We start from the raw sequence: 11,595 nt of genomic DNA, 5'->3' as shown, positions 1-11,595 counted from the left end.
AATGTGGGAGGACGTGAGCCGATGCGCCGTCGGGGCCGGCGCGTCGGGGGAGAGGCAGAACATGACGACCACTTCGGGAGCTGTGCACCCTCGCGCGGCAGAGGCTCGCGCGCTCGCCGTAGCCGTGCTCACGTACAAGCGTCCGGCGGACATCGCCGAGGCCCTTCCGCAACTCGCCGCCCAGGCAGTGTCCGTCTCGTCGCGATTCGACCGTGTGGAGGTCATCGTGGTCGACAACGATCCGGCGGAGAGTGCCCGCGAGCTCGTCGAGTCGTTCGCCCTGACCGCAGAGGTGCCGGTGCGGTACTGCCCCGAGCCGGTGTCCGGCATCACGGCGGCGCGCAACCGCGCGCTGGCCGAGGGGGCGGGCTCGGACATCCTCGTCTTCATCGACGACGACGAGAGGCCGAGCCCGGAGTGGCTCGTCGACCTCGTCGCCACCTTCGATCGCGGCGATGCCGTGGCCGTCGTGGGTCCCGTCATCTCCCGGTTCGACGTGCAGCCGGACCCCTGGATCGAAGCGGGGGAGTTCTTCCGCCGCCGCCGCATGCCCACGGGGACCCCCGTGTCGGTGGCCGCCACGAACAACCTGCTCCTCGATCTCCGGACGGTCCGCCGCATCGGTCTCGTCTTCGACCCGGTGTTCGGGCACGCCGGAGGGGAGGACACGATGTTCACCCGGACGCTGCACGAGAGGGGTGGGCGGCTCGTCTGGTGCGACGAGGCGATCGTCTGGGACGTCGTGCCGGCCGAGCGCACGACGCGGTCATGGGTCGTGAGGCGCGCGTTCAGCAGCGGGAACAGTTGGAGTCTCACCTCGATAGCGCTCGCCGACGGCCCGCTCGCTCGCGTGCGTGCGCGGCTCACCGGCATCGCCAAGGGCGGCGTCCGGGCGGCGGGCGGAGCGTTGCGGCTCGTGGGAGGGGTGCTCACCCGATCGGTGCGCCATCGCGCGAAGGGGACCAGGACGCTCGCGAGGGGCGCCGGCATGGTGTCCGGTGTCTTCGGGTACTCGTACGAGGAGTACCGCAGGTCGTCGTGATCGTCCGTCGCGGTCATCGCGATGTCCTCGTCGCCCGCGGGCGTGCGAGAGCCGCGCGGTAGGCCGCGAGGTGGAGGGTCCCGGCCACGTCCCAGTCTCGTCGCGACAGATCGGGACGTTCAGACCTCGGCTCCTCGTGCAGCACGCGGAGGGTGGAGAGGAGATGCTCGGCGCTCAGCTCTCCGTCGTACTGGTGAACCCACCCGGGCCCGACCTCGTCGGAGAGGCGGGCGTTGACCTCGTTCGCCGGCACGAGCACCGGCCGGTCGACCGAGAGCGCCGCGAGGGCTCCGCCCGAGTTGTGCATCTCCCGATACGGAAGCACCACGAGCTCGCCTTGACGTGCGACGTCCACGAGTTCGGCGTCGCTCAAGAACGCGAGGCTGAGCTCGACGCGCTCGTCGGCGGCCGCGAGGCGGCTGAGCTCATCGGCGAGGTCGGCTGACGACGGCTTACCGGCCACACGCAGGCTGACATCGCCGGCAACGGATGCGAAGGCGGTCAGGAGTCGATCGACTCCCTTGTAGCGGCGGATCAGTCCGAAGTAGCTGAAGCGGCCGGTGACGGCGGGGCGCTGCGGGTACGGCGCGAACCACTCGCGGTAGTGTCCGTGCGGGATCACGGTCGATCGGGTGCCGTCCGGGAGGGCGGTCGACTCGTTGAGCACGATCACGAAGGCCGTGCGGCGTTCGAAGAGAGCGAGGAGGGCGTTCTCGACGCGGCTGATTCCGCTCGGGCGGTGCAGGTTGTGCAGTGTGCGCACGATCGGTGTCCTCGTGATCGCGAGCTTCGCGAGGAGTGCGACCGTCAGCGCCTGACGAACGGCCTTCTTGAGCGGCGAGTGGCCCGAGACGAGGATCTCCGGCCAGTGGGCGTGGAAGACGTCGTAGCGGCCGAGGAGTGCTCGTCGCCAGGTGAACGTCCGGACGTCGACCCCCGGGGTCGCTGCGAGGTTGTCCCGCAGCATGTGGATGTAGGGGTTCGTGGTCTCGCGCGGCTCCGGAAAGGACTGTTGCACAGCCACGGTCGGCTCTGGCTTGTTCACACTTCTGCTTTCCATAGGGAGTCGGTTCCAGGGGTCTGAATCGTGTCGGGACGAGAGCCCGTCCGCCATTCGAATGAGACGCCGTCTGAGGGTATCCGGACCTGCCGCCCGGTCGTCGAGCCGACCGCACAGCACCGACCGCCGCCTGGTGACGACGGTCTGTGCTCCGGGGGTCCGAGGCGGCTGACGCGTCGTTCGCTTACAATCGGAGCGACAGCGACGAGCGGAATGAGGCCGACCAGATGTCCCGATTGCGCGCGGTACGCAAGCACTTCTGGAGCTATGTGCGGGGAGTCCTTCGAGGACACCCGGGGGCCCGGATCGAGTCGGGCGTGAAGCTGAGCGGTCCCGGCCGTTACGACCTCCGTCGCGGAAGCACCGTCTCGAAGGGTGCCCAGATGTGGGTGGGCGATGGTGCGACGCTCGTGCTCTCCAAGGGGGCGAAGATCGGCGCGCGCACGATCGTCAACGTCGAGAGCGGGATCACCATCGGTGCGGATGTGCGGATCTCCTGGGAGGTGCAACTGCTCGACACCGACTTCCACTGGACGTCGTCGACCTCTGGTCGTGTTCGTCCGCACACGTCGCCGATCGTGATCGAGGAGAAGGTGCTCGTCGGAACCCGGAGCCTCGTGCTCAAGGGGGTCACGATCGGACGCGGATCCGTTGTCGGAGCCGGTTCCGTCGTGCGCCGTGACGTCCCGCCTGGCACGATCGTCGCAGGCAACCCCGCCGAACCCGTCGGGGAGGTCGCCGACTGGGGCAGCGCGGTCAGCTGACACGAGCGACTCCCCGCCCCGGCGGTCGGTAGAGCAGCGCGAGCGGCGGCTTCTGAGCGGCGTTGCTGAGGAGCAGGGAGACGGTGATCGCGAACGCCGCCACGATCGGGGGCAGCAGCCAGGCGGTGGCGCCGAACGGGACAACGGTGGCCAGGAGGGAGACCGCATACGCCGTGAGGATGATCACGGGTGTGTGCGCGAGATAGATCGGCATGGTGTTCGAACCGATACTCACGAGCCGCGGGACGCCCGCGAGCGCTCTGCTCGCCATGATGCCGGTGAACACGCCGAGCAGGCAGTCCACGAAGTAGAGGCCGGGAACCCAGCGGAGGGAGAAGATCGCGATCACGGTGGACAGCCCGACCCATGTCGCGACGGCGAGGATCGCCACGGGGCCGATCCGCATCCGTCCGATGGAGAGGATCGTCTGGCGCAGGTACAGCCCGGCGAGGAAGAAGAAGAAGTACTTGATCGAACCGCTCCACCCGACGTTGGCGGTCTCCCAACCGCTCAGGGCGATGGCGGACGCGAGACCCGCGACGGCGAGCTGAATCCTCCAGTCGACGCGTCGGAGGAGCTTCGCGACGATGAAGAAGAGCGCCAGCGCCCAGATGAACCACAATTCGAATCGCGGCGCGAACGGCGAGAGCAGGAGATCTCTGGCAGCGCCGAGCACGTCGATCCCGTTGCCCTTCATCCGCAGTCCGATCATGTAGACCACGGACCCGATGGCTTCCCAGACGATGAACACCCACGCGAAGAGACGGATCTTGGAGCGCCACAGGTCGCCCCATGACGAGACGAGCCATTTGGCGGCGAAGAGCCCGGCGAGCACGAAGAAGAGGGGCATCCGGAGTGCCGAGAGAGCCTCGTTGATCTGGCGCCACGTATCGATGGGGAAGCCGGCGCCGAGCAGCCAGCTCGCGGAATGGTAGAGGGCCACGAGGACGATGGCGATGCCGCGCCCGGAGTCGACCCACGTGAGCCGGGAGGAGGGCGCGCGTCGCGGCTCGTCGGGGCTCGACGAGGTCGGGCCGCTCTGCATCGGGCGGCTCACGAGGTGATCCGCCGTTTCGATCGTTTCGGCAGGTCCGGTGGGCCCGAGGGGAGGGGACTCTCCTTCGCAGGCAGGAGTCCGACGGCGAGGAAGAGCATGATCAGGGGGACGGATGTGCCGATCGGACTGAAGAGCACGTTCCAGATCATTCGCACAGCGAGCCAGACGACGAGGGCGCTGGCGGCACGCCGAGCGAGCATGTCGGCGATCGTTCGGAACGTCAGGACGAGGAGCAGGACGGTGAACGCTGCACCGATCAGCCCGAAGCGGATCCAGAGGTCTCCCAGAACGGAGTGGACCTCGAAGCCCACCCCGAACATGTAGTTCTCGACGTACCCGTTGTTCGGGAGGTAGCCGATGGACGACATCCCGGTCTTCGCCACGAGGATGTCCGACAGGGTCGCGAGCGTGCCGGAGCCGTAGCCGAACGGATTCTCCGAGATGAGCGACGTCGTGGCGGCCGCCTCGGGACGCCCTCCGAGGATGAGCGACCCCGACGTGTCGATCTGTGCTTGCGTGCGCTCCTGGGTCCTCTCGCCGAGCAGGCCCCCGAGGATCACTGCCTGAGCGATGGTGTACACCGCGGAACCGAGCACGACGAACCCGAGGAGCGTGCGCACGGTGGAGCCGCGCCGGCCCGCAGCCTTCGGTCGGAGCTGCCACGCGACGAGGGCGGCGCTCATGAGAAGCATCGCGCTACCCGAGCGAGCGTCGTTCAGCGATGAGATCCCGCCGACGACGAGGATGAAGACGATCTCGAGCGGTCGGCTCTTCCACTTCCACGCGAGTGCGAGGAGGAGGACGGTGATGGGCAAGGAGATCCCGAATCGCCAGGGATTGTCGCTGTCGATACCGCTCCCGAGCGGGATGGCCGCGACCATTCCGGCTCCGAACCAGACGGCACTCATCGGCGCGCCCACGATGTGTCGCGACCAGAGCAGAGCCCCCGTCCCCGAGACGAGGCCGAGCATGATGATCGTGTTGTCGAGAAGCAACGAGGACGAGATGGCGTGATCCGCGGCGGCGAAGCCCGTGAGGACGAAGCCGGACACGACGGCGGCGACTCCGAGGATGACATACAACCGCGCGCCGCGATACCGGGGGAGGATCGATACCCACACGGGCAGGAGCAGAACGGCGGCGACATAGCCGTACTTGACTCCGTAGGGCAGGCTGATGCCCGCGCCGAGCAGGAGTGGGACGGCTGAGGCGATGACGCGCTCGATGAGGGTTCGCTGCGTGGCCAGCGAATCCAGCACGATCGACCTCGTGGACACGCCCTGCTTCTCCGTACGCACCGCCACCATCACCTCCATCTCGGCTCTGCCCGGGAGGCGTGGAACTGCTACGCGGCCCCCCTGGTCTTCCGCAATTCTAATCGACGTGAATAATCCTCATGTTCCCCCCTTTCGCGGGTGGAAAGGGGGGAACACGAGGATCGGGGTGTCACGGGCGGGAGCCCGAGATGCAGCGCTATCGGGTCAGAGTCGAACCCACCGCGCTCGGCGTCTTGCCGAGGAGCTGCCCGATGAGAGCGGCGATACTCGACGGGAGTCCGCGCGGAACGACCGTCGCGACGGCGGACTTGCCGGCCGAGGTCAGCGACAGGTTCGCGTTGAAGAGGTCACGACCCTCACTGAGAGCCGACGCCTTGTCGTGGCCCGTGGCCGCGGTGAACTCCGCCAGATCGCTGAACGTCTTCGCCTTGGCTTTCCCCTGGCCCCAGCGCACGAGCGTCGTCGGCGAGTACTCCGACTCCCTCTCGTACAGGTTGCCGTTGAGGGAGATGCCCATGGCTTCGGCCGTCATCTGCTTGGTGTTGTCGTCGACGCACACGATGCATCCACCGCCGTTCGCGGAGATGATGTTGTTCGAGACGGTCACATTGCTGATGATCCACGGCACGGTCATGTCGGGCAGCTTCTGCCGACGATCGTGGCCGGCCTGGCTCAGGTTGGTCTGACGGCGCTTGTCCATCGAGAACTGCAGCGGGGCCATGGCGTTGTCGGTGATGGTGTTGTTCCACACCTGCACGTTGCCGGTGTTCCCGATCCACAGACCGTAACGACCGTTGCCCGAGATGAGGTTGTTCGCGACCTTCATCGTGTCCGAGATCTCCAGGATGATGCCCGTCGATCCGTTGTCGAGCGAGCGGTTTCCGGTGACGACGCCGTTGTAGACGGACTCGTCGAGCCAGAGGCCGGCCGTCATGTTGCCGATGAAGTCGTTGTTGGTGAACGTCACGTTGCGTGAGCGCGTCACCTTGAACCCGCCGGACACCGGCATCCTGTTGAATCGCTCGGTGTTGTTCTGTCCGACGTAGGAGTTCGTCATCGAGAAGTTGTCGGCTGCGTTGGTGCCTCCGCCGAGCATTCCGTTCTTCGTGAGCGTGACCTTGTTATAGGTGACGCCCGTGCCCCACGACGAGATGCCGTTGGTCGCATTGTCGGTGATGACCACGTTCTCGAGGAGCACGTTGTCCGCCTGTGCGGTCACGGCGCCGTTCTGCCAGACGGAGGTCCCGTACTTGGTGAAGCCGATGCCGCGCACGACGCTGCCGTCGCCCGTGATCTTCATCGCCTTCTGAAGCGTGCTGGACGTGACGGTCTTCCCAGACGGATCCGAGCCGATGACGAGCCGGTCGCGGCCCTTGTCGACGAAGAACGTGCCAGCCTTGACCGCCGACTCGGATCCGACCTGCGTGAGCTCGGTTCCACCGATCCAGACCTGGTCGGGGTGAGCGGCCAGGGGATAGGCGGGATCCAGGAAGCGGATCGCCGTCGCGTCGTTGTCCGGCGCACCCTCGGACTGGATGCCCGAGTCGAGGTCGACGTCATAGCCCGTCGACGTCCATCCGGTCGAACTCTTCGACCACTTGGAGACCTGCTCGCTTCCGTCGAACCACACGGCCTCGCCCGGGTACGACTGGACGGTGAGTCGCTTGCTCGAGGGGATCTCGACGGTCTCGTGGTACGACCCTCCGCGAATCACGATCGTCGCTCCACTCGGGGCGGCCGCGATCGCGCGCTCGACCGAGGAATACGGCGACGACTTCGATCCGTTCCCGGAGGACGTCGCCGAAGACGACACGAAGATCGCGCCAGAGGGAACGCTGTAGTTGGTGGTGCCGATCGGTGCCGCTCCACGATCACCCGTGGACGGCGACGTGGGAGTCGGCGCCGGTGTGGTGGGAGTCGGCGCCGGCGTGGTCGGCGCGGTCGTGGGGGTCGGAGTCGTGGTGGGGGTGGAGGTCGGACTCGGGGTCGGGGAAGCGGATGTCGTGGGGGTCGACGTCGGCTGTGTCGTCGGCGCCGGCGCGGTCTGCGGAACCAGTCGGCTGGCGCTCAGCCCGTCGAGGCGGACCGTGTAGGGCTTCGAAAGGCCGGACAGGTAGGTCCACAGGCCGATTCCACCCGACGCGATGCGCTTGGAGGAGGTGTCGGTCGCGGTGCGCTGCCAGGCCGGGGTGCTCGACCCGTCGACCCAGGCGCGAGAGGCGACCTCGACGCTCGTCGTGCCATGCACGCGGAGAGCGAGGGTGATGCGCGAGCCCGCCTTGAGGCCGGTCGCGACGATCTTCTCGGACGCGAGGCCCACTTGCGATGCCGTCGAACCATTTGCGCGGGACAGGCTCAGGCCGGCTGAGCCGGACGGTGTGATCCTGAGGGTCGTCCGGTAGAAGGATTTGCCGTCCGACCGGGCCTGGAGGGCGACGTAGACGCCGTTGCCCCCGCTCGGCAGGCTCGGCACGACCACGGTGACCCGCGATTCCACATCGGGTGTCGACACGCTCGTGAGGAGCGCGTTGCGGGCTGCGCCTTGCGGAAGGGCGAACGCGGCTGCGCCGTCCTTCACCGAGAGTCCGGAGGTGGTTGCGGAGGTGTACGCCCCACCGGCGTCGGCGGTGCCGAGGCCCTTGGACACGGTCCGCGAGAAGTCGTCGGCGGCGATGCGATCGCCCGTGACCCACGTGGCCGCTGAGGCGTCCGAGGTGGTCGCGGCCAGGTCGGTGACGGCCAGCGCGCCGACGGCGGCCATGGCCGTGATGGCGAGTGCGGCGCGATACGTGCGTGCCTTCGTCCGGCGCAAGCGACGTGCGTCGGAACGGGTGGTGGTTGACGGGATGTTGGGATCGATGAAAGAAGTACGTCGAAGAGTCACTGCTGTCCTCACGGGTTGCCGAGGGTGTCAGCCGGATGGCTATACATCGGGAAACGGGATCAATAGCGGAAAACGGCCCTCATGTAAATGGGTTCGTTGTCCCCCAAACGCGGTACGTCGTTCCGGAAAGGCTAGCAAGTCCTCCATCTCCGTTCCACCCGGAGTCGAGGATCTTTCATGGATGCACATTAGGGCATGAAAGAAACGCCCCGTCAGCCCCGCGAAGTGGGGTGATGGGGCGATGGTCTGGCCCCCATCCGAGGGGGATTCGACTGGGCGTGTCGCGGCTCGGTCGTCAGGGAGCTTTCCGCGTCCACGCCGGGATCGGAAAGGAGAAGATCCCGGGGAAACGACCGAGGAGTCGATTGGCGAGGAGCGCGATGGCGAGGGATGCGACGGTGAGCGCCGGGGGGAGCGCCAGGAGGACGGGCTGGGGGAGTTGCTGGCCCGACTGGAGCAGGACGCCGGCCACGGCGATCATCGGGAAGGTGTGGACGAGGTAGACGGGCAGGGTGCGCGAGCCGAGTCTCTCGAATACGGACAGCCATCCCACTCGCGAGACGACGACCGAGAGGGCGATGCCCGCCGTCACGGCGACGAGCCCCGAGGCGATCAGCACGAAGGGGACGTGACGCACAGGCGTGAAGACGAGGATCGCGACCACGCAGGCGTACACGGCGAACAGGGCGACGACATGAACGACTCGAGCGCGGGGTGCGAGCCGCCGGACGAGCGGGGCGATGTGCACGGCGAGGAGGAAGAAGAAGAGGTACCGGCCGGTCTTGTCCCACGGAACGCCCAGGATCGAGAGCGCGCCGGTGCCGAACACCGCCGACACGGCGGCGGCCCCACCCAGCTGCACGGCGACGGGCGCGCGGCGAACGAGCCAGGCGATCGTGAGGTAGATCGGGAGGGCGTAGATGAACCACAGGTTGGGGTGCGGCGAGATGAAGATCGTGAGGACGGACCACCACGACTCCGGGTCCGCCGGGTCGCTGATGGGCGGCATCAGGATGCCGTACGTCGTCTGGATCGTGCTCCACAGGACGTAGAGGTAAAGGAGCGCGAGGATGCGGCGCCGGAACAGGTCGCGATAGCCGAGGCGCAGGGCCGACGGCGCGAGCAGTCCGGACATGAAGAAGAACAGCGGCATCCGGAACGTGTCGAGCGGGGTGCTCGCGTAGGTCCACGGTCCAGCGATGCCGGCCTCGCCCAGGTACATCACGGCGTGGAAGAGCACGACGAGCACGATCGCGATCCCGCGAGCCGTGTCGATCCACGGCTCGCGGGTCTTCTCGATCGGTGCCGGCCCCGTGCTCGTCCGGCGAGACGTCGCCGAACTCATGACGAGTGCTGCGCCGCCTCGTTCGAGGCGCCACCGGTACCCAGGCGTCGCACGCCGGGGATCGCGACAGCCGAGTCCTTCTCCGTCTCGGTGTAGTACGTGAGTCGCTCGTGCTTCTTCACGTCGTTCGCGACGACGCCGAGCACGCGGGCGCCCACGGAGCCGAGTGTCGCCATCGCCTTCGAGAGCTCCGGGCGACGGGTCTTCATGTTGCGAGCGACCACGATTGCGCCGTCGGTCTCGTGGACGAGCCACAGCGGGTCGGTCACGGGGATCAGCGGGGACGTGTCGATCACCACGAAGTCGTAACGCTTCTTGAGCTCGGTGAGGGTGGCGCGCATGGTGTCCGATGCGAGCAACTGGTTGGGGTTCGGCGGGATGGTCCCGGCGACGAGGATGTCGAGGTTGCTCGTGCCCCACGACTGCACGGCCTCGTCGATCGTCGCCGATCCGAGGAGCACGCTCGTCAGTCCGACGCTTCCGTCGAGGCCCGTGTGGTCGGCGATCGACGGCTTGCGCAGGTCGGCGTCGACGAGGAGCACGCGGCCCATGCTCTCGGCGAGGGAGAGTGCGAGACCGAGCGAGACCGAGCTCTTGCCCTCAGCAGGCATGGCCGAGGTCACGACGACGGCCGAGACGGGCTTGTCGACGTCGGCGAAGGCGAGACTCATGCAGAGACCGCGGAACGCTTCAGCCGTCGGCCCGTTCGGAGTGGTGCGGATCGTCTGGGCGAGCCCCTTGTCCCGCGCGCCGCGCCCGATCTCGGCGAGGATCGGCGAGTCCGTGACGGCCTCGATGTCCTTCTGCGACCGGATGCGCGTGTCGATGAGCTCACGGAGCACCGCCCAGGCGAGGCCGAGGAGCAGGCCGATGGCGCCTCCGATGGCGACGATCATCCTCGTGTCGGGCGAGAACGGAGCGCTCGGTGCGGTGGCGGGCGAGATGATGGTCAGCTCGACCGGTGACGTCGCCTCGTTGCCCCGTGACGAGATGTCGGCGACGGCGGTCGCGAGGCTCCGGGTGACCTCGGAGGTGATCTGTTGCGCCCGGATCGGGTCGCTGCTCACGACGGTGACGTCGATGATGACGGTGTTGAGAGGGGTGTCGACCGAGATGGACCGCTCGAGGTCCTTCGTGCTCATGTCGAGGTCGAGCTTGTCGATGACCGGCTGGAGGACGATCGGCGTCTTCGCCATCGTCGCGTACGACTGGACGAGGCCCTGGACGTAGGTCGATCCCTGCACGAGCTCGCTCGTCGTCTCGCCCATGACGGTGGACGCGTAGGCGCTCGCCGTCGAGCGGTACATGTCCGGCATGGTCTGGGCGTAGCCGTAGCCGGCTCCGGCGCCGAGGAGGGCGAGAACGGCGACGACGAGCCAGTTCTTCCTGATCGAGCCGATGTATTCGTGGATGTTCATGAAAGTCCCCCTCGGATGTGTCGACCGGTTGTGGGGCCGGTCGCCCCGTGCATGGTGTCTCTGTTCGGCCCACTAAGATTGGGCGGAACCGAGAGGAGAGCGGTCCTGGACGAACATCGTGGCCTGAACCTGTTGGTGGTGTGTGCCGCGAACGTCTGCCGATCGCCTCTTGCCGAGTATCTCCTGGCCAAGGGCGTGGAGTCACTACCCGAATTCGAGGGACACTCAGTTTCCAGCGCCGGGGGGACCGCACAAGCCGGATCCGGGATCTGCGTCCGCGTCGGGGAGAGGCTCGGCGTCGACGGCGCGGACTTCGCGGCCGCCCACCGGTCCCGGATGTTGACGATCGACGAGGTGAGACGCTCCGGCCTCGTGCTGACGGCGTCCAAGGCCGAGCGTGCCGCCGTTGCGCGGCTCGATCCGTCCGCGCGCTCGCGCACGTTCACGCTCCGCGAGGCCGCTTCGCTGGCTGCCGCGGGACCTGTCGGCATTCCGGACCCGACGATCGATCGTCCGTTGGAGGCTTTCGCCGCCGTCATCCACGCGCGACGCGGGCTGACCGCGCCCCCGCCGCGAGAGGCGAAACAGGGGTTCTTCCGTCGGTCGAAGCGGACGCCTGTCGGCGATCCACTCGACATCGCGGACGGACACGTGCTCGGCACCCGGCCGCACCTGCACACGCTCGACGAGGTGGCGGAAGCGGTCGATGTCCTCATCGGCGCCCTGCGCGCGTCGCAGGAGTGACGGT

Annotated in this window: 9 protein-coding genes; 3 read left to right on the top strand and 6 right to left on the bottom strand. The window is 67.5% G+C overall.

Going from position 1 to position 11,595, the window contains the following annotated elements:
- Window positions 1-61: 61 nt before the first annotated feature.
- Window positions 62-1,042 carry a glycosyltransferase family 2 protein gene (locus CLV49_RS02465; RefSeq protein ID WP_106564832.1) on the top strand — a complete coding sequence of 327 codons (981 nt, stop codon included), beginning with the start codon at window positions 62-64 and terminating at the stop codon, window positions 1,040-1,042.
- Window positions 1,043-1,055: 13 nt separating this feature from the next.
- On the opposite strand, the gene CLV49_RS02460 is transcribed toward CLV49_RS02465, so the two are convergent.
- Complete coding sequence (locus CLV49_RS02460; RefSeq protein ID WP_243696764.1) at window positions 1,056-2,102, bottom strand: glycosyltransferase family protein; 1,047 nt, start codon at window positions 2,100-2,102, stop codon at window positions 1,056-1,058.
- 227 nt (window positions 2,103-2,329) lie between these two features.
- On the opposite strand from CLV49_RS02460, the gene CLV49_RS02455 reads away from it, so the two are divergent.
- The gene (locus CLV49_RS02455) at window positions 2,330-2,866 is read left to right on the top strand and encodes an acyltransferase (RefSeq protein WP_106564831.1); all 537 of its coding nucleotides are present in this window, start codon (window positions 2,330-2,332) and stop codon (window positions 2,864-2,866) included.
- On the opposite strand, the gene CLV49_RS02450 is transcribed toward CLV49_RS02455, so the two are convergent.
- From CLV49_RS02450 to CLV49_RS02430, 5 genes are all read right to left on the bottom strand, one after another.
- Window positions 2,859-3,923 (bottom strand): acyltransferase family protein, encoded by a 1,065-nt coding sequence (locus CLV49_RS02450; protein WP_127054516.1) that lies wholly within the window; start codon window positions 3,921-3,923, stop codon window positions 2,859-2,861. The two genes, CLV49_RS02455 and CLV49_RS02450, sit on opposite strands and share 8 nt — an antisense overlap.
- Entirely contained in the window at window positions 3,920-5,200 is a 1,281-nt protein-coding gene (locus CLV49_RS02445) for a hypothetical protein (protein ID WP_127054514.1), read from the bottom strand. Before CLV49_RS02445 ends, CLV49_RS02450 begins: the two co-directional genes overlap by 4 nt.
- Before the next feature lie 196 nt (window positions 5,201-5,396).
- A complete protein-coding gene (locus CLV49_RS02440) occupies window positions 5,397-8,012 on the bottom strand; it encodes a right-handed parallel beta-helix repeat-containing protein (RefSeq protein ID WP_106562114.1) in 2,616 nt (871 codons plus the stop codon).
- Between the two features lie 367 nt (window positions 8,013-8,379).
- On the bottom strand, window positions 8,380-9,429 hold the full coding sequence (locus CLV49_RS02435) for an acyltransferase family protein (protein WP_106562113.1): 1,050 nt from the start codon (window positions 9,427-9,429) through the stop codon (window positions 8,380-8,382).
- Window positions 9,426-10,847 carry a tyrosine-protein kinase domain-containing protein gene (locus CLV49_RS02430; RefSeq protein WP_106562112.1) on the bottom strand — a complete coding sequence of 474 codons (1,422 nt, stop codon included), beginning with the start codon at window positions 10,845-10,847 and terminating at the stop codon, window positions 9,426-9,428. The genes CLV49_RS02435 and CLV49_RS02430 overlap by 4 nt, the downstream gene beginning before the upstream one ends.
- A gap of 15 nt (window positions 10,848-10,862) precedes the next feature.
- Between CLV49_RS02430 and CLV49_RS02425 the strand changes: the two genes are divergently transcribed.
- Window positions 10,863-11,591 (top strand): arsenate reductase/protein-tyrosine-phosphatase family protein, encoded by a 729-nt coding sequence (locus CLV49_RS02425; protein ID WP_106562111.1) that lies wholly within the window; start codon window positions 10,863-10,865, stop codon window positions 11,589-11,591.
- Window positions 11,592-11,595: the final 4 nt, after the last annotated feature.

Source organism: Labedella gwakjiensis, assembly GCF_003014675.1.
Classification (GTDB): Bacteria; Actinomycetota; Actinomycetes; order Actinomycetales; family Microbacteriaceae; genus Labedella; species Labedella gwakjiensis.
This window is presented reverse-complemented; position numbering and strand designations above follow the sequence as displayed.